The organism is Streptomyces mashuensis (assembly GCF_014654785.1).
Taxonomy (GTDB): Bacteria; Actinomycetota; Actinomycetes; order Streptomycetales; family Streptomycetaceae; genus Streptomyces; species Streptomyces mashuensis.
Map to the genome: position 1 here is coordinate 99,417 of NZ_BNBD01000006.1, position 17,411 is coordinate 116,827.

Genomic DNA, 17,411 nt, shown 5'->3' on the forward strand with positions numbered 1-17,411 from the left:
CTCTTTCCCCACCCCGCCCCTTCCCGAACCGGGGCTCCGCCCCGTCCCCCGCCCGGGGGCTCCGCCCCCGAACCCCCGCTCCTCAAACGCCGGAGGGGCTTGAAGGGGTGGGGCACCGCCAGAGGGGCGCGGGTGGGTGGGCACCGCCCGAGGGGTGGGGGTGGGGCTGGGGGTGGGCACCGTCCGAGAGCCCGGGGAAGGGTGGGAACCGCCCGACGGGCCGACGGGGTGGACGCCGCCCGCGGGGCCAGCGTGGTGCGCACCGCCTGCGGCGCCAGCGGGGTGGCATTCCCGCGCGGCCTGCAGGGTGGGTGCTGCCACGGGGTTGAGGGTGGGTGTTGCCCGGCTGGGCTCCGACGCCGGCGGCTCAGGTCGTCTGCAGGCTCCTCACGCGTGCCGTCACCTTCCCCGCCCTGTCCTCGCTCACCCGCATCGCCACGTGGTGGTCCGGTCGTACCAGCAGCAGGTCCTTCGCCTCCTCGTCCTCCTCCACTCGCACCAACTCACCGCACCGCTCCGCCACTTCGCGCAGCGCCGGGCCCGGTCGGCCCCGGAGGGTGAACCATGCTCCGCCCTCGCCGCGGCGTACTCCCCCTGCCCGGGTGCCCGCGTCCGGGCCCTCCCAGGACAGGGAGCTCCAGGGGTAGGCCACGCCCAACGTGGTCGTGTCCTCCGTGACCACCGCCTCCGTGCCGACGCCCGCCTTGCGTACGCCTTCGCGGACCGCCCGCAGGCGTTCGTCCGTCAGCTGGAGTGTCCAGGCCGCGACGGGGAGCCGTTCCTCCTCGTACGTGTCGAGCAGTGCCTCGCCCGCCGTGCCGCGGGCGACCAGGGCCAGCTTCCAGCCGAGGTTGAACGCGTCCTGGATGCCGGTGTTCATTCCCATGCCGCCCGCCAGCGAGTGGATGTGTGCCGCGTCGCCGGCGAGGAAGACGCGGCCCTCGCGGAAGCGGTCGGCCATGCGGACGTTGATGCGGTAGGTCGACATCCAGCGGACGTCCGTCAGGCGGATGCCCGGTATGCGCGCGTGCCGGTCGAAGAGGCGCTGGAAGGACTCCGGGGAGGGCGGCACGAGCCGTCCCTCGGCGTCCCGTTCGGGGCCGGCCTGGAGTTGCCAGTGGTCGCTGTCGCGGAACGGGCAGAGCATGATGGCGCCGTCCTCGTCGAACCACTGGTGCCAGTACGCGGGGTCGAGTCCGTCGGCGCGGACGTCGCCGATCACCATGCACTCCTCGGTCTCCGTGCTGCCCTCGAAGGCGAGGCCGAGGGTCTTGCGCACGAAGCTGCGCCCGCCGTCGCAGGCCACGAGCCACCGGGCCCGCACCTGGCGGCCGTCGGCGAACGTGGCCGTCACACCGTCCTCGTCCTGCGTGAAACCGGTGAGCTCCGAGGCGAGTTCGACCTCGGCGCCCAGCGCGGCGAGGCGCCCGCGCAGGATCTCCTCGGTCCGCCACTGCGGGAGGAGCAGCCCGCTCGCGTAGGGCGCGTCGGCCGTCGGCACGCGGTCGCCCGCGCTGACGTGGTCGCTGATCATCTTCCCGCCGCGGTACTTGCGCAGCGTGATGTGCTCGATGCCCGAGGCCGTGGCCTCCTCGCCCACGCCCAGGTCCTCGAAGATCTCGCGGCTGCGCTGGTTGAGGCCCTTGCCCCGCGAGCCCCGGTGGAAGGCCGGAGCCTTGTCCACGATCCGCACGGGCACGCCCTCGCGCGCCAGCACGCACGCCAGCGTCAGCCCCGTGGGCCCGGCTCCCACGATCAGTACCGAGGTCATTTCCGAGGTCATTTCCGACGTCATGTCCCGCTCCCCCATCTCCGCAACGCGGTCGTTCGCCTGTTCGCTCCTCCATCAAACGACAGCCGGCCCAGAAAATGCAACCCGGTTAAAAAAGATTCTCGGTAACGTGCCATCGGGTACACTCGTCCGTGTGAACGCCCACGAACCCGGACTCCGCGAACGCAAGAAGCAGCGCACCCGCGAGACGCTCTCGGCCACCGCCGTCGAGCTCTTCCTCCAGCGCGGCTTCGACCAGGTGTCGGTCGCCGAGATCGCGAGCGCCGCCGAGGTGTCGAAGCCGACGCTGTTCCGCTACTTCCCCGCCAAGGAGGACCTCGCCCTGCACGGCATCGCCGACCACCAGGGCGAAGCGGCCCGCGTCGTGCGCGGCCGCAGCGGTGCGCAGTCGCCCCTCGGCGCCCTCCGCGCCCACTTCCATGACCGGCTCGACGCGCACGACCCCATCACCGGCCTGTGCGACCACCCCAAGGTGCTGGCCTTCCGCGACCTGCTCTACGGGACCCCGAGCCTGCTCGCCCGCCTCACCCACTTCGCCGTCGAGGACGAACGGGCGCTCGCCGAGGCCCTCGTCGAGACGGCGGACGCCGACGGCACGACGGCACGGCTGGCCGCCGCCCAGGTCATCGGCGTCCACCACGTCCTCGCGCGGGACAACTGGCAGCGCCTCACCGGCGGCGGCATCACCGACGACGTCCTGCACGCCGCGCACGCCGACGCCGACCGCGCCTACGACCTGCTCGGCGACGGCCTTGCCGGGCAGGGGCTCTGACGCCCCGGGAGCCCGCTACTCCTGCGGTTCGACGCCCGCCCGGCGCAGCCCGTACGCGTACGCGTCGTCCAGCGCCTGCCACGACGCCGCGATGACGTTCTCGCCGACGCCGACCGTCGACCACTCGCCGGTCTCGTCGCTCGACGAGACCAGCACCCGTGTGATCGAGCCCGTGCCCAGGTTGCCCTCCAGGATGCGGACCTTGTAGTCGGTGAGCTTGATGCCGGCCAGCTGCGGGTAGATGCGCTCCAGCGCCACGCGCAGCGCCCGGTCCAGGGCGTTGACGGGGCCGTTGCCCTCCGCCGTGGCGACGATCCGCTCGCCCTTGGCCCACAGCTTCACGGTCGCCTCGTTGGCGTGGGTGCCGTCCGGGCGGTCCTCGGCGATGGCCCGCCACGACTCCACCCGGTAGTAGCGTCGGGCCCGGCCTTCGATCTCGGCGCGCAGCAGCAGTTCGAACGACGCGTCGGCCGCCTCGTACGTGTAGCCGCGCAGTTCGCGTTCCTTGACGCGCTCCACGACCCGGCCGACCAGCTCCCGGTCGCCGCCGAGGTCGACGCCCAGCTCCTTGCCCTTGAGCTCGATCGAGGCGCGGCCGGCCATGTCGGAGACCAGCATCCGCATGGTGTTGCCGACCCGCTCGGGGTCGATGTGCTGGTAGAGGTCCGGGTCGACCTTGATGGCGGAGGCGTGCAGCCCCGCCTTGTGCGCGAAGGCGGACAGTCCCACGTACGGCTGATGCGTGGACGGCGTGAGGTTGACGACCTCGGCGATGGCGTGGGAGATCCGCGTCATCTCCGCCAGCCGGCCCTCCGGCAGCACGCGCCGGCCGTACTTGAGCTCCAGGGCCGCCACCACGGGGAAGAGGTTGGCGTTGCCCACGCGCTCGCCGTAGCCGTTGGCGGTGCACTGCACGTGCGTGGCGCCGCCGTCGACCGCGGCCAGGGTGTTGGCCACCGCGCAGCCGGTGTCGTCCTGGGCGTGGATGCCCAGGCGGGCGCCGGTGTCGGCGTGCACGGCGCGCACGACCTCCTCGACCTGGCCGGGGAGCATGCCGCCGTTGGTGTCGCACAGCACCACCACGTCGGCCCCGGCCTCGTGGGCGGCGCGTACGACCTGGGTGGCGTACTCCCGGTTGGCGCGGTGGCCGTCGAAGAAGTGCTCGCAGTCGACGAAGACGCGGCGGCCGTTCTCCCGCAGGAAGGAGACCGTGTCGCGCACCATGGCGAGGTTCTCCTCCAGCGTGGTGCGCAGGGCGAGTTCCACGTGCCGGTCGTGGGACTTGGCCACCAGCGTGACGACGGGGGCCTGCGCATCGAGCAGCGCCCGTACCTGCGGGTCGTCGGCGGCGCGCACCCCCGGTTTCCGGGTGGCCCCGAAGGCGACGAGCCGGGCGTGCCGGAAGGTGATCTCCTCCCGGGCGCGCCGGAAGAACTCGGTGTCGCGGGGGTTGGCGCCCGGCCAGCCGCCCTCGATGAAGCCGACGCCGAAGTCGTCCAGGTGCCGGGCGATCGTCAGCTTGTCCGCGACGGTGAGGTTGATGCCCTCCCGCTGCGCGCCGTCGCGCAGCGTGGTGTCGAAGACGTGGAAGGCGTCGTCGGGGGCGTCGGTGGGGGCCGCCATGACCAGGGGGGCCGGCGCGGCCTGCGGGACTGACGTGGCTGACATGGCTCTTCTGACTCCTGTGGGATCTCGGTCTACCGGAATGACCGGTTCCACCGTCCCCCCTATGGTCCCGCGCGCAAGGTGCCCCCGGCGAGGTGGGCCGGGAAACGAAAAGACCCCTCGCGGGTGCGAGAGGTCTGCGCGCGGGTCGTGGGACACGGTGGCCGCGCCGTACGGGGTGGTACGGGGCGGTCACTGCGGACCGGCGCGCCTGCTGCCGATAATCGTGGCGAACGAGGGCACGGAGGCAGTCTTGCACGCCTGTCCATCGCGTCGGGGGACCGTCTCAGGATGTGGGCGCCGCGGGTGTCGCGGCCGGTGCGTCCGTCCCCGTGGCACCGGCCCGTGGGCCCTCCCCCACCCGCGTGAGGTCGGTGTCGCGCGTCTCGCGCATCGACAGGTAGACGACCAGCGACACGGCGGCGCACCCGGCCACGTACCAGGAGAAGCCGGACTCCATACCGGCGTTCTTGAACCACAGCGCCACGTACTCGGCCGTGCCGCCGAAGAGCGCGTTGGCGATCGCGTACGGCAGGGCCACGCCGAGCGAGCGCACGCCCGTCGGGAACAGCTCCGCCTTCACGCAGGCGTTGATCGAGGTGTAGCCCGTGACGACCACCAGCGCCAGCAGCGACAGCCCCAGGGCCGGCCAGAACGAGCCGGCGTGCCGCAGCATCGCCATGATCGGCACGGTCAGGAAGGTGGAGCCGACGGCGAAGGTGATCAGCAGCGGGCGGCGGCCGATCCGGTCCGACAGGGCGCCGGCCAGCGGCTGGAGGCAGGCGAAGACGAGCAGGGCGCAGAAGCTGACCAGCGTCGCCGTCTGCTTGGGCAGGCCGGCGGTGTTCGACAGGTACTTGGTGAGGTAGGTGGTGTACGTGTAGTACGCAACCGTGCCGCCCATCGTCAGGGCGATGACCAGCAGCGCCTCGCGCTTGTGCCGCAGCAGCGCGCGGATCGTGCCGCGCTCCTCCGCCGGGGCGCCGCCGTCTCCCTCGACGGCCTCGTACGCCTCCGTCTCCAGCATCGTGCGGCGCAGGTAGAAGACGACGGCCGCGCCGAGCGCGCCGACGACGAACGGGATGCGCCAGCCCCAGCTGTGCAGTTCGGCGCCGGTCAGCGTGTGCTGGAGCACGATGAGCAGGCCGAGCCCCAGGAGCTGGCCCGCCGTCATGGACACGTACTGGAAGCTGGAGGCGAAGCCGCGGCGGCCGGGCGCGGACGCCTCCGTGAGGTACGTGGCGCTGGCCGCGTACTCGCCGCCGACCGACAGGCCCTGGAGCAGCCGGGCCACCAGCAGCACCGCGGCGCCGCCGTAGCCGGCGACCGCGTAGGTGGGGGCCACAGCGATCAGTACGGCGGAGGCCGACATCAGGGTGACGGTCAGGGTGAGGGCCGCCTTGCGGCCGCGCCGGTCACCGACGCGGCCCAGCAGCCAGCCGCCCACCGGGCGCATGAAGAAGCCGACGGCGAAGATGCCGGCGGTGTTCATGAGCTTGGCGGTGTCGTTGCCCGCGGGGAAGAAGGCCCCCGCGAAGTACGTGGCGAAGCTGGCGTAGACGAACCAGTCGAACCACTCGACCATGTTGCCGGCCGAGCCGACCCAGATCTTCTTCCAGTGCTGTCCCATGAACGATCACGGTGACGGCCCGAAAGGATCCGGACAAGGGCCCGGCCGGCAACGATCGCGCGTACTTGCGTGCGTTGCGTTCCTGGCGGGAGAGGCCGGCGGGAGGGGTGGCCGGACGGGTGGTCAGCAGACCGTGTGCATCCAGCCGTGGACGTCCTCCGTGGCGCCCGTCTGGACGGCGAGCAGCGCCTCGCGCAGCTTCATCGTGACCTCGCCGGGCTGCCCGTCGCCCACCGTCCAGTCGGCGCGCGTGGACTTCACCGCGCCGACGGGCGTGATGACGGCGGCGGTGCCGCAGGCGAACACCTCGGTGAGGGTGCCGTCGGCGCAGCCCTCGCGCCAGTCGTCGACGGAGATGCGGCCCTCGGAGACCTCGTAGCCCAGGTCGGCGGCGATCCTCAGCAGCGAGGCGCGGGTGATGCCGGGCAGCAGCGAGCCGGTGAGCTCGGGCGTGACGATGCGGTTCCCGTACACGAAGTACAGGTTCATGCCGCCCATCTCCTCGATCCAGCGGCGCTCGATGGCGTCGAGCCAGACCACCTGGTCGCAGCCGTGCTCGGCGGCCTGCGCCTGGGCGACGAGGGAGGCGGCGTAGTTGCCGCCGGCCTTGGCGGCGCCGGTGCCGCCGGGGCAGGCGCGCACGTACTCCTCGGACAGCCAGACGGTGACCGGCTTGACGCCGCCGGGGAAGTAGGCGCCGGCCGGGGAGGCGATGACGACGAAGAGGTACTCGTTGGCGGGGCGGACGCCCAGGCCGACCTCGGTGGCGAACATGAACGGCCGCAGGTAGAGGGAGGCCTCGCCGCCGGAGGGCACCCAGGCCCGGTCCTGCTTGATCAGCGCGTCGCAGGCGGCCATGAAGGTCTCGACCGGCAGCTCGGGCATGGCCAGGCGGCGCGCGGACGCCTGGAGCCGGCGGGCGTTCTCCTCCGGGCGGAAGGTGGCGACCGAGCCGTCGGGGCGGCGGTACGCCTTCATGCCCTCGAAGATCGTCTGCGCGTAGTGCAGCGTCATGTTGGCGGGGTCGATCGACAGGGGCGCGTACGGAACGAGCTGGGCGTCGTGCCAGCCGCGGCCCTCGGTCCACCGGATGGTGACCATGTGGTCGGTGAAGTGGCGGCCGAATCCGGGGTTGGCCAGGATCTTCTCGCGCTCCGCGTCGGAGAGCGGGTGCGAGGAGGGCTTGAGCTCGATCGTGGGCGTCGTCATGAATGCGTGTCCTTCACTCGGTCGTGGCGGACCGCGCTCACCGACGTCCCGTTCTGTTCGAGGACGTCCGAGCTTCGCCTCATATTCGCGGCCCCACGTCCGATTATCGCTCGTGAGGGGGTCCGCGGAAAACGTGTGTGCGCGGCCGCAGGTCCTTCGGTTTCCGGAGGGGCGGCCGCGCACAGGGTGTGCGGGCCGCCGTCAGTCGCCGACCGTGGCTACGCGTACTGCCAGCGCGTCGCCGGTGGCCGCGGTGGAACGGCGTACTCCGTCGCGCTCGGCGAGGTCGGCGGCGACGGCCGCCTCGACGCGGGCCGCCTCGGCCTCGTACCCGAGGTGCCGCAGCAGCAGGGCGACGGAGAGCACGGTGGCGGTGGGGTCCGCCGTGCCGGTGCCGGCGATGTCGGGCGCCGAGCCGTGGACGGGCTCGAACATCGACGGGAACGCGCCGGTGGGGTTGATGTTGCCGGAGGCCGCGAGCCCGATGCCGCCGGTGACGGCCGCGGCGAGGTCGGTGAGGATGTCGCCGAAGAGGTTGTCGGTGACGATGACGTCGAACCGGCCGGGGTCGGTGACCAGGAAGATCGTGGCCGCGTCGACGTGCAGGTAGTCGGTGGTGACCTCGGGGTACTCCGTGCCCACCCGCTCGAAGATGCTCGTCCAGAGCCGGCCGGCGTGCACCAGGACGTTGTTCTTGTGCACCAGGGTGAGCTTCCGGCGGGGCCGGGCCTGGGCCCGCTCGTACGCGTCGCGCACCACGCGCTCCACACCCAGCGCCGTGTTGACGCTGACCTCGGTGGCCACCTCGTGGGGGGTGCCGGTGCGCAGCGAGCCGCCGTTGCCCGTGTACGGACCCTCGGTGCCCTCGCGGACGACGACGAAGTCGATGTCCGGCCGGCCGGCCAGCGGCGTGGCGGCGTGCGGGTGGAGCCGCGCCGGGCGGAGGTTGACGTAGTGGTCGAAGGCGAACCGCAGCTTGAGCAGCAGCCCGCGCTCGAGTACGCCGGAGGGGACGGACGGGTCGCCGACCGCGCCGAGCAGGATCGCGTCGTGCTGCGCGAGGGCGGCGAGTTCGGCGTCGGGGAGCGTCTCCCCGGTGGCGTGCCAGCGGCGGGCGCCGAGGTCGTACTCCCGGGTCTCCAGCTTGACGTCCGAAGGGAGCACGGCGGAGAGGACCTTGAGGCCCTCGGCGACGACCTCCGGGCCGATGCCGTCACCGGGGATCACTGCGAGGCGGATGCTGCGCGACATACGGGGACCGTACTCCCCATCCCGATGGATGACACGCAGCGTCCACCATGTGGACGAAACGGTGGCAGGACGGGGCCGGACAGGCCACGTTCGGGTAAAGAGCGTGTCCCGCCGTGCCGTTGCTGGCACGTTCCCGGCATGGACACACCACGGGTAGGCATCCCCGAGAAACTCGCCGGCCGCCTGACGATGGCCGAGCAGCACGAGTACCTGCGGGCGCGGATCCCCCGGCGCCTGCCCCGGCGCGCGGTGTTGCGCGCCGGCGCGGCGACCGCCGGAGCGGCGGCCGTCACGGGCGCGACGCTCCCGGCGTCCTCCCCCGCGGCGGCGCACCCGCTCTCCCCCACCCTGGTCACCACCCCCGCGACCGGCGCCGTCGACGGCTCCCTGGTCGCCCCCTTCGGCCGGCACCTGGCCTTCGGCGCCGACGCGCGCACGCAGATGCGCATCTCCTGGCAGGTGCCGTTCGCCGTGCGCCGGCCCTTCGTGCGCATCGGCGCCAGACCCTGGGACCTCGGCGAGCGGATCCGCGCCGAGGTGCGGACGCTGCACACGCCGCCCCTGTCGAAGAAACTGCCGGCCGTGGACCAGGTCTACCTGCACGCGGCCCTGGACGGCCTCGCACCCGGCACCACGTACTACTACGGCGTGGGCCACGACGGCTTCGACCCCGCCGACCCCCGCCGCATCACCACGGTGGGCACGTTCACCACCGCGCCGGCCGGCCCCCGGCCGTTCGTCTTCACCGCCTTCGGCGACCAGGGCGTGGGCTACCACGCGCTCGGCAACGACCAGCTGATCCTGGGCCAGGACCCGGCGTTCCACCTGCACGCCGGCGACATCTGCTACGCCGACGACAGCGGCGCGGGCCGGCCGGACGACGTCTACGACGCCCGGGTCTGGGACCAGTTCCTCGCCCAGACCGAGACGGTGGCCGGGCGGGTGCCGTGGATGGTGACGACCGGCAACCACGACATGGAGGCGTGGTACTCCCCCAACGGCTACGGCGGCCAGAGCGCCCGCTGGTCGCTGCCGGCCAACGGCTTCGACCCGCGCCGGGCACCGGGCACGTACGCCTTCGTCTACGGCTCGGTGGGCGTGGTGGCGCTGGACGCCAACGACGTCTCGTACGAGATCGCCGCCAACGCCGGGCACAGCGGCGGCCGGCAGACCGCCTGGCTGGACCGGAAGCTGCGGGAGCTGCGCGCGGACCGGGACGTCGACTTCGTGGTGGTCTTCTTCCACCACTGCGCCTACTCCACCACGGGCGCGCACGCCTCCGACGGCGGTGTGCGCGACGCGTGGGTGCCGCTCTTCGAGCGGCACGGCGTGGACCTGGTGATCAACGGCCACAACCACGTCTACGAGCGCACCGACGCGGTCCGCGGCAACCGGGTGGGCCGGGCGGTGCCGGTCGGCGGCACGGCCGACTCGGTGCGCGACGGCATCGTGTACGTCACGGCGGGCGGCGCCGGGAAGTCGCTGTACTCCTTCCCGGTGCCCGACAGCTACGAGGGCCATGTGCACGACCTCGACAGCGTGGCCTCGTACTTCTGGCGCCGGGGCAAGCAGAAGACGGCGGAACGGGTGGAGTGGTCGCGGGTGCGCTACACCGGGCACTCGTTCCTGGCGGTCGAGGTGCGGCCGGGCTCCCGTCCCCGGCTGCGCGTGTCGGCGCTGGCCGAGAACGGGGCCCGGATCGACCGCTTCGACGTGGTGCGCGGCGGGCGGTGAGCGCGGGGCGCGGCCGTCAGTGACCGGTGACGCCGCCGTTGTCGCGGCGGTCGAGCGCGCGCTGGAGCGCGGCGGCGGCGTTCACCCGGTCGGCCTTGCGCTCGGCGGCGGCCGCCGCGAGCGCGGCGCGGCGGCGGTTCCTGCGGACGGTGGTGGCGGACTCGGCCATGGGTCGTCTCCTCTGCGAAAGGGGAGGAAAAAGAAGGAGCGGAGGCCGGCTCGGAGGGGGCGGGCGGCCGCCGTGCCGCAGGGGTCACCTGCGCGAGGGCACGGGCCGCCGGTCGCCGTGGCTCGATGGAGCGGAACGTCCGGCTGCTACCACGCTAGGTCAGCGGGGCCGCACTGTCTGCCTTATTAGTCGGACGTCCTACTATCTGAGACGCGGCATCACCCGTCCGTACGCGCTCTCACGTCACTCGCGCCCACAGGAAGCCGTGACAGGGACGTGACAAGATCACCACAGGTTCGTCCTCCGGAGCCGCTTAGGGTGATCGCGCTGCGGTGATCGCCGCAGCGACGAGCAACACTTCGGAGGATCCGTGCGACGCATATCCCTCGCACTCGCCACCGCCGCCCTCATCGGCTCCACCGCCGCCCTGGCCGTCCCGGCCCAGGCCGCCCCCGTCGCCGCACCGCAGGCCGCCACCCGCGCCTCGGTCTGCCACGAGGACAACGCGTTCATCCGCACCGACGGCACCCGGCTGCGCACCAAGGCGAGCACGTCCGGCGCGGTCGTCGGCCAGCTGTACTTCAAGGACCCGATCCGCATCCTGAAGTCGTCGGGCAGCTGGGACTACGTCCAGCTGAAGGCCAAGAGCCGGGGCGGCCTGTCCAAGGGCACCCGCGGCTGGGTGTCCCACTCCAACGTCATCCCGCCGTACTGCGGCGGCCTGTAGGCCGTAGCGGCGCGGACGTGAGCCGTCGCCCCGGGCCGGCGGGCCCGGGGCGACGGCCGTGAACGCGGACCGCCCCCGGCCGGCTGGGGGGCCGGGCGGGGGCGGGGTTCGGCGCAGGACTGCGATCAGCCCATGTGCGGGTAGCGGTAGTCGGTCGGCGGGACCAGGGTCTCCTTGATCGACCGGGTCGACACCCAGCGCAGCAGGTTGGTCGCCGCACCGGCCTTGTCGTTGGTGCCCGAGGCGCGGCCGCCGCCGAAGGGCTGCTGGCCGACGACGGCACCGGTCGACTTGTCGTTGATGTAGAAGTTGCCCGCGGCGAAGCGGAGCTTCTCCATCGTGTACGCGGCGGCGGCGCGGTCCTTGGCGATGACCGAACCGGTCAGCGCGTAGTCGGACACCGACTCCATCTGCTCCAGCATGGCGTCGTACTGGTCGTCCTCGTACACGTGCACGGCCAGGACCGGGCCGAAGTACTCGGTCGTGAAGACCTCGTTCTCCGGGTCGGTGCACTCGATGACGGTCGGGCGCACGAAGTACCCCACCGAGTCGTCGTACGTGCCGCCGGCGACGATCGTGCAGGACGCGTCGGCCTTGGCGCGGTCGATGGCGGCCTTGTTCTTGGCGAAGGCACGGTCGTCGATGACGGCGCCGATGAAGTTCGACAGGTCGGTGACGTCGCCCATGGCGATGCCGTCGACCTCGGCCGCGAACTCCTCCTTGAAGCCGTTCTCCCAGATCGAGCGCGGGATGTAGGCGCGGGAGGTGGCCGAGCACTTCTGGCCCTGGAACTCGAAGGCGCCGCGGGTCAGGGCGGTCTTCAGCACGGCGGGGTCGGCGCTCGGGTGGGCGACGACGAAGTCCTTGCCGCCGGTCTCGCCGACCAGGCGCGGGTAGGACCTGTACTTCTCGATGTTGGTGCCGACCGTCTTCCACAGGTACTGGAAGGTCCTGGTCGAGCCGGTGAAGTGGATGCCGGCCAGCTCGGGGTGGTTGAGGGCCACCTCGGAGACGGCGATGCCGTCACCGGTCACCAGGTTGATGACGCCCTTGGGCAGGCCCGCCTCCTCCAGCAGCTGCATGAGCAGCACCGCGGAGTGGGTCTGGGTCGGGGACGGCTTCCACACGACCACGTTGCCCATGAGGGCCGGGGCGGTCGGCAGGTTGCCGGCGATGGCCGTGAAGTTGAACGGCGTGATCGCGTAGACGAAGCCCTCCAGCGGGCGGTGGTCGCTGCGGTTCCACACACCGGCGGAGTTGGCGACCGGCTGCTCGGCGAGGATCTGGCGCGCGAAGTGCACGTTGAAGCGCCAGAAGTCGACGAGCTCGCAGGGCGTGTCGATCTCGGCCTGCTGCGCGGTCTTGGACTGGCCGAGCATGGTGGAGGCGGCCAGCGTCTCGCGCCAGGGGCCCGCCAGCAGCTCGGCGGCGCGCAGGATGATCGCGGCGCGGTCGTCGAAGGACATCGCGCGCCACGCCGGGGCGGCGGCGAGGGCCGCGTCGATGGCGTCCTGCGCGTCCTGCTGCGTGGCGTTGCGGTACGTGCCGAGCACGGCCTGGTGGTTGTGCGGCTGCACGACGGTGAACGGCTCGCCGCCGCCCATGCGCTTCTCGCCGCCGATGGTCATCGGCAGGTCGACCGGGTTGGCGGCGAGCTCCTTGAGCTTGGTCTCCAGCCGGGCCCGCTCGGGGCTGCCGGGCGCGTAGCTGTGCACCGGCTCGTTGACCGGCGCGGGGACCTGGGTCACAGCGTCCATGGGTTCCGTTTCTCCTTCGGGGCTACGGGGGTGTGTGCGGCTCAGCCCTTGGTGAGGATGGAGCGGGCGAAGAACAGCAGGTTGGCCGGCTTCTCGGCCAGACGGCGCATGAAGTAGCCGTACCAGTCGGTGCCGTACGCGGTGTACACGCGCATCCGGTGGCCCTCGGCGGCCAGGCGGACGTGTTCGTCGCTCCGGATGCCGTACAGCATCTGGAACTCGTACTCGTCCGGGTTGCGCCCGGCCTGCCGGGCCAGCTCCTTGGTGATGGCGATCAGCCGCGGGTCGTGCGAGCCGATCATCGGGTATCCCTTGCCCGCCATCAGGATCTTGAGGATGCGGACGAACGCCTTGTCGATCTCGGCCTTGTCCTGGTACGCGACCGAGGCGGGCTCCTTGTAGGCGCCCTTGACGATGCGCACGCGGCTGCCGGCCTCGGCCAGGCGGCGGGCGTCGTCCTCGGTGCGGAACAGGTACGCCTGGATGACGCAGCCGGTCTGCGGGAAGTCCTTCCGCAGCTCCTCGTGGATGGCGAACATCGAGTCGAGGGTGGTGTGGTCCTCGGCATCCAGCGTAACCGTGGTGCCGATGGCGGCGGCGGCCTCGACCACGGGGCGGACGTTGGCGAGGGCCAGCTCGTGACCGTTCTCCAGCGCCTGGCCGAACATGGACAGCTTGACCGACATCTCGGCCCGCGGGCCGAGCTCCAGCTCCTTGAGCCGGGCTATCAGCTCCAGGTAGGCGTCGCGCGCGGCGTAGGACTGCTCGACGGTGGTGATGTCCTCGCCCACCACGTCCAGGGTGACCTCGAGGCCCTTGGCCGTGGCGTCCTCGACCACGGGAACGACCTGGTCGACGGTCTCACCCGCGATGAAGCGGTCGACGACCTGCTTGGTGCCCGGGGCGGCCGAGACGAAACGGCGCATGCGGTCGCTGCGCGAAGCGGCGAGGATCACGGGACCCAGCACGGGGCACCTCCACGATGACGGCCCTCGTCACGGGGACGACGGCATAGGAAACTCATCGTGAAACGTAGAGTTCCCGCCATATTCCGGACCATCGACAGCTGTCACGCGTTCGTGGCCGGGATCTCAGACAGTTGTATGACAATGATGGCTCACCAATGGCCGAAAACAGCGCGGGGACGGCGCGGGAAGGAGTGCGGGGCGCATGCGGGGTGAGTACCAGCAGCTCGTGGACGAGATCTCGGCGGCGCTGGGCGCCCCCGCGACGCTGGAGGACCGCGACTTCGGGCTGATCGCCTTCGGCGCGCACGGCGGCGACGACGACCTGGACCTGATGATGGACCCGGTGCGCACCCGCTCGATCCTCCAGCGGCGGTCGACGGCCGCCGTGCGGGCCTGGTTCGAGGCGTTCGGCATCGCGCGCGCCCAGGCGCCGCTGCGCATCCCGCCGGACCCGGCGGCGGGCGTCTTCAAGGGCCGCATCTGCCTGCCCGTGCGGCACCGCGGGGTGGTGCACGGCTACGTGTGGCTGCTGGACGACGGGCACCTGGCGGAGCTGGACCTGGGCGTGCCGCTGCGCGATCCGCGGCTGGCGCACGCCATGGAGGCCGCGGGCCGCATCGGCGCCCTGCTGGCGGCCGAGGCGCGGGCCGGGGCGGAGCTCGGTGAGCTGCTGCGGGAGCTGCTGACGGCGCGGCCCGCGACGCGGGAGGCGGCGCGCACGGCGCTGCGGGAGGCCCTGGGGCCGAGCGCGGACGGGCCGCTGACGCTGGTGGCGGTCGCACCGTGGCGGACCGGGGACGCCGGTGAGGACGAGGCACCGGGGGCGGCCGCGGAGGGCGGGGCGGAGGGTGCGCCGGACAGCACGGCGTCGGCGCTGGCGGCGCAGGCGGGTGTGGCGGCGCTGTGCGCGGTGCCGGGCTCCCTGCCCGGCGGCGGGACGGCGCTCGCGGCGCTCGTACGGTTGCGCGCCACCAGCACGCCCGCCCCCGCCCACGGCGCTGCCGACCGGCTGCTGCGCTCCCCGCGGGCGGGCCGGGCGGCGACGCCGGCGTCGGCGGCGGCCGGTGTGGGCACGCCGCGGCGGGGCCTGGCGGAGCTGCCGGAGGTGTGGGCGGAGGCGCTGGCCGCGGCGCGCGCCGCACTGGCCGAGCGGCGCCTGGGCCCCGTGGCGGAGTGGTCGGGCATCGGGCCCTACCGGGTGCTGACGGACCTGTCGGCCGGCCGGGCGGCGGACGAGGCGGTACGGCCACTGCTGGCCGGCCAGCACACCGAACTGGCCCGGACGGCCGAGGTCTACCTCGACTGCGCGGGCCAGGCGGGGCGTGCGGCGGCGGCGCTGGGCGTGCACCGGCAGACGCTGTACTACCGGCTGAACCGGGTGGAGCAGCTGACCGGCCTCGACCTGGACAACGGCGAGGACCGGCTGCTGCTGCACATGACGCTGAAGGCCGCCCGGCTGCGGTAGCCCGGGCGACGGCGGCGTCAGTCCTCGTCGAGGCGGACGGCCTGCACCGGGCAGGCGCGGACCGCCTCCTTCACCAGGGGGTCGCCGGCGCCGTCCGCACGGCCGGGACGGACGGTGCCGTAGCCCTCGTCGTCCTGGTCGAAGACGCTCGGCGCGGTCAGGGCGCACATGCCCGAGCCGATGCAGACGCTGGAGTCGATGCTGACGCGCATGGGGTTCTCCGTTCCTCGGTTGTGCTCAGGTCACCAGGCGACCGGGAGGGTGTACAGACCCTGGATGGTCGTACCCGGCTTGAAGGACACTTCCTCCGGGGCAACGGCCAGCCGCAGCCCGGGGATGCGGGTGAGGAGGGCGGAGAACGCGATCTCCATCTCGGCGCGGGCCAGGTTCTGCCCGAGGCACTGGTGCACTCCGTGGCCGAACGCCACGTGGTGGCGGGCGGTGCGGCGCACGTCGAGGCGGTCCGGGTCCTCGTAGACGGTGGCGTCGCGGTTGATCACGGAGGTGGGGAACAGGACGCCTTCGCCGGCCCTGATGGTGTGGCCGGCGATCTCGATGTCCTCCGTGGCCAGCCGGACCATCCCGTCGGCGATCGACAGGTGCCGCAGCAGCTCCTCGACGGCGCCGGGCAGGAGGGCCGGGTCGGCGCGGAGCGCGGCGAGCTGCTCGGGGTGGCGCAGGAGGACGTAGGTGCCCAGGGAGATCATGTTGGCCGTGGTCTCGTGGCCGGCGACCAGCAGTATCAGCGCGATGTTGCGCAGCTCTTCGCGGTCGGTCCCGCCGGTGGCGATGTGCTCGGCGGCCACTTCGGCGAGGAGGCCGCCCTCGGCGGCGCGCCCCTCGTCCACCAGCCCGCCGAGGTAGTCCAGGAGCTCGTCGCGGGCGGCGATCACCTCGTCGGACGTACCGGCCGAGAGCAGACGGCGGGAGCAGCCCTCGAAGAAGTCGTGGTCGGCGTAGGGGACGCCCAGCAGCTCGCAGATGACCATCGACGGCACGGGCAGGGCGAAGGCGGAGACGAGCTCGGCCTCGTTCCCCGCGGCGAGCATCGCGTCGATGAGGCGGTCCACGGTGGACTGGATGAAGGGCCGCAGCGCGGTAATGCGCTTGTGGCTGAAGTAGCGGATGAGCATGCGGCGTTGCCGGGCGTGCTCGGGGTCGTCGACGGAGACGAGCGGTACGGGGTCGGTCTCGGCCTGTTTCTCGGCCGCGGGCAGGACGACGGGGAACTCCGGGCGGTGCCGGTCCGAGGACAGGCGGGGGTCGGCGAGCAGGGCACGGGCCTCGGCGTGGCCGGTGACGAACCAGACCTCGCGTCCGTCGTAGAGGCTCATCCGGCTCAGCGGGCCCTGCGCGGCCAGTTCGGGGTAGGCGGGCGGGGGGTCGTAGGGGCAGGTGCGGTCCTGCGGGAAGACCGGGGTCGCCGGTGCGCTGCGGTGGCTGTCTGTCACGGTCATGGTGGGACCTTCCAGGCGGCTCTTCCGGACTGGATGTCGACAACGCGGTGGAGGCGGAGCAAGCAGAGCAACAGCCGCCCCAGAACAGATGCCTGGGGCAACTAGTCTTCAGTAGACCCCACAACGTCCCGTCAGGTCCAGTACGCCCCGCGAACACACCTTCGCGCAACGCTATTTCGCTGTCGGCGCGTCGTCCCGGGACTCCCCGGGCTCCCCCGGCTCCAGCACCGTGCCGGCCAGGATGCGGCGCATCCCCTCGACGACGTCCCGCCCGTCGGGCGCCGCCTCGGGCTTGATGAGCCACTGCACCCACAGCCCGATGAACAGTGCGTGGTAGACGGCGCCGGCGGTGCGCGAGGCACGCTCGGGCACGTCCTTGTCGTCGACGCCCTCGAAGATGGCGGTCATCCCCTCGCGACCCTGCGGCAGCACGGCGGCGAACCGCTCGCGCAGCTCGGGGTGGTTGCCCAGCTGGCCCATCACCTCCAGCTGGACGCTCCAGAAGTCACGGCTGTCACCGAAGCTCGCCACGAGCGCGTCCACGACGTGCGCGACCCGGTCCTCGCGGGAGGGCGCCTCGGCGGCGTTCTCCGCCAGGCTGCGGCCCACGCCCTCGCCCCACTCCTCCGTCAGGCGCATGAACGCCTCCAGCATGAGGGCTTCCTTGGAGCCGTAGTGGTAGCCGATCGAGGCCAGGTTGGCGCCGGAGGCGGCCACGATCTCGCGCGCGGTCGTGCGCACCCAGCCCTTCTCCAGCAGGCAGCGCTTCGCGCCGTCGAGGAGGTCTTCGCGATGTCCCATGCGCGCAGCCTAGC

15 protein-coding genes are annotated in these 17,411 nt (G+C 72.4%); 4 read left to right on the plus strand and 11 right to left on the minus strand.

Annotated features, from left to right (window positions below):
• Positions 1-367 precede the first annotated feature (367 nt).
• Positions 368-1,795: an FAD-dependent monooxygenase gene (locus tag IE305_RS16925; protein ID WP_190130438.1), complete on the minus strand. Its 1,428-nt coding sequence runs from the start codon at positions 1,793-1,795 to the stop codon at positions 368-370.
• Positions 1,796-1,925: 130 nt separating this feature from the next.
• Between IE305_RS16925 and IE305_RS16930 the strand changes: the two genes are divergently transcribed.
• Positions 1,926-2,564, plus strand: a complete 639-nt coding sequence (locus IE305_RS16930; protein WP_229891083.1) for a TetR/AcrR family transcriptional regulator — start codon at positions 1,926-1,928, stop codon at positions 2,562-2,564.
• Between the two features lie 15 nt (positions 2,565-2,579).
• Here IE305_RS16930 and cimA read toward each other — a convergent pair whose 3' ends face one another.
• The 4 genes from cimA to IE305_RS16950 form a co-directional block, all read right to left on the minus strand.
• Entirely contained in the window at positions 2,580-4,187 is a 1,608-nt protein-coding gene (gene cimA, locus IE305_RS16935; protein ID WP_190130693.1) for a citramalate synthase, read from the minus strand.
• 328 nt (positions 4,188-4,515) lie between these two features.
• Positions 4,516-5,859, minus strand: a complete 1,344-nt coding sequence (locus tag IE305_RS16940; protein ID WP_190130440.1) for an MFS transporter — start codon at positions 5,857-5,859, stop codon at positions 4,516-4,518.
• Between the two features lie 123 nt (positions 5,860-5,982).
• Positions 5,983-7,068 carry a branched-chain amino acid aminotransferase gene (locus tag IE305_RS16945; RefSeq protein ID WP_190130441.1) on the minus strand — a complete coding sequence of 362 codons (1,086 nt, stop codon included), beginning with the start codon at positions 7,066-7,068 and terminating at the stop codon, positions 5,983-5,985.
• Positions 7,069-7,269: 201 nt separating this feature from the next.
• Positions 7,270-8,319: a 3-isopropylmalate dehydrogenase gene (locus IE305_RS16950; RefSeq protein WP_190130442.1), complete on the minus strand. Its 1,050-nt coding sequence runs from the start codon at positions 8,317-8,319 to the stop codon at positions 7,270-7,272.
• 138 nt (positions 8,320-8,457) lie between these two features.
• On the opposite strand from IE305_RS16950, the gene IE305_RS16955 reads away from it, so the two are divergent.
• Positions 8,458-10,053, plus strand: a complete 1,596-nt coding sequence (locus IE305_RS16955; protein ID WP_190130443.1) for a purple acid phosphatase family protein — start codon at positions 8,458-8,460, stop codon at positions 10,051-10,053.
• A gap of 16 nt (positions 10,054-10,069) precedes the next feature.
• Here the strand turns inward: IE305_RS16955 and IE305_RS16960 are convergent, their stop codons facing one another.
• The gene (locus tag IE305_RS16960; protein WP_190130444.1) at positions 10,070-10,222 is read right to left on the minus strand and encodes a hypothetical protein; all 153 of its coding nucleotides are present in this window, start codon (positions 10,220-10,222) and stop codon (positions 10,070-10,072) included.
• 370 nt (positions 10,223-10,592) lie between these two features.
• On the opposite strand from IE305_RS16960, the gene IE305_RS16965 reads away from it, so the two are divergent.
• On the plus strand, positions 10,593-10,949 hold the full coding sequence (locus IE305_RS16965) for an SH3 domain-containing protein (RefSeq protein ID WP_190130445.1): 357 nt from the start codon (positions 10,593-10,595) through the stop codon (positions 10,947-10,949).
• Positions 10,950-11,074: 125 nt separating this feature from the next.
• On the opposite strand, the gene pruA is transcribed toward IE305_RS16965, so the two are convergent.
• On the minus strand, positions 11,075-12,706 hold the full coding sequence (pruA, locus tag IE305_RS16970; RefSeq protein WP_190130446.1) for an L-glutamate gamma-semialdehyde dehydrogenase: 1,632 nt from the start codon (positions 12,704-12,706) through the stop codon (positions 11,075-11,077).
• Between the two features lie 41 nt (positions 12,707-12,747).
• Positions 12,748-13,674: a proline dehydrogenase family protein gene (locus IE305_RS16975; RefSeq protein WP_190130447.1), complete on the minus strand. Its 927-nt coding sequence runs from the start codon at positions 13,672-13,674 to the stop codon at positions 12,748-12,750.
• A gap of 202 nt (positions 13,675-13,876) precedes the next feature.
• Here IE305_RS16975 and IE305_RS16980 point away from each other — a divergent pair, with 202 nt between their 5' ends.
• Positions 13,877-15,139 carry a PucR family transcriptional regulator gene (locus IE305_RS16980; protein WP_190130448.1) on the plus strand — a complete coding sequence of 421 codons (1,263 nt, stop codon included), beginning with the start codon at positions 13,877-13,879 and terminating at the stop codon, positions 15,137-15,139.
• 17 nt (positions 15,140-15,156) lie between these two features.
• On the opposite strand, the gene IE305_RS16985 is transcribed toward IE305_RS16980, so the two are convergent.
• The 3 genes from IE305_RS16985 to IE305_RS16995 all read right to left on the minus strand — a co-directional run bounded on the left by IE305_RS16985 (position 15,157) and on the right by IE305_RS16995 (position 17,397).
• Complete coding sequence (locus IE305_RS16985) at positions 15,157-15,351, minus strand: ferredoxin (RefSeq protein WP_190130449.1); 195 nt, start codon at positions 15,349-15,351, stop codon at positions 15,157-15,159.
• A gap of 30 nt (positions 15,352-15,381) precedes the next feature.
• A complete protein-coding gene (locus IE305_RS16990) occupies positions 15,382-16,596 on the minus strand; it encodes a cytochrome P450 (RefSeq protein ID WP_190130450.1) in 1,215 nt (404 codons plus the stop codon).
• Positions 16,597-16,767: 171 nt separating this feature from the next.
• Positions 16,768-17,397, minus strand: a complete 630-nt coding sequence (locus IE305_RS16995; protein WP_190130451.1) for a TetR/AcrR family transcriptional regulator — start codon at positions 17,395-17,397, stop codon at positions 16,768-16,770.
• Between the last annotated feature and the right edge of the window lie 14 nt (positions 17,398-17,411).

Bases quoted from the DNA above. Each gene is read 5' to 3' on its own strand.
- IE305_RS16925 (WP_190130438.1), bottom strand. From the start codon at position 1,795: ATGACGTCGGAAATGACCTCGGAAATGACCTCGGTACTGATCGTGGGA.
- cimA (WP_190130693.1), bottom strand. From the start codon at position 4,187: ATGGCGGCCCCCACCGACGCCCCCGACGACGCCTTCCACGTCTTCGAC.
- IE305_RS16940 (WP_190130440.1), bottom strand. From the start codon at position 5,859: ATGGGACAGCACTGGAAGAAGATCTGGGTCGGCTCGGCCGGCAACATG.
- IE305_RS16945 (WP_190130441.1), bottom strand. From the start codon at position 7,068: ATGACGACGCCCACGATCGAGCTCAAGCCCTCCTCGCACCCGCTCTCC.
- IE305_RS16950 (WP_190130442.1), bottom strand. From the start codon at position 8,319: ATGTCGCGCAGCATCCGCCTCGCAGTGATCCCCGGTGACGGCATCGGC.
- IE305_RS16955 (WP_190130443.1), top strand. From the start codon at position 8,458: ATGGACACACCACGGGTAGGCATCCCCGAGAAACTCGCCGGCCGCCTG.
- IE305_RS16960 (WP_190130444.1), bottom strand. From the start codon at position 10,222: ATGGCCGAGTCCGCCACCACCGTCCGCAGGAACCGCCGCCGCGCCGCG.
- pruA (WP_190130446.1), bottom strand. From the start codon at position 12,706: ATGGACGCTGTGACCCAGGTCCCCGCGCCGGTCAACGAGCCGGTGCAC.
- IE305_RS16980 (WP_190130448.1), top strand. From the start codon at position 13,877: ATGCGGGGTGAGTACCAGCAGCTCGTGGACGAGATCTCGGCGGCGCTG.
- IE305_RS16985 (WP_190130449.1), bottom strand. From the start codon at position 15,351: ATGCGCGTCAGCATCGACTCCAGCGTCTGCATCGGCTCGGGCATGTGC.
- IE305_RS16990 (WP_190130450.1), bottom strand. From the start codon at position 16,596: ATGACCGTGACAGACAGCCACCGCAGCGCACCGGCGACCCCGGTCTTC.
- IE305_RS16995 (WP_190130451.1), bottom strand. From the start codon at position 17,397: ATGGGACATCGCGAAGACCTCCTCGACGGCGCGAAGCGCTGCCTGCTG.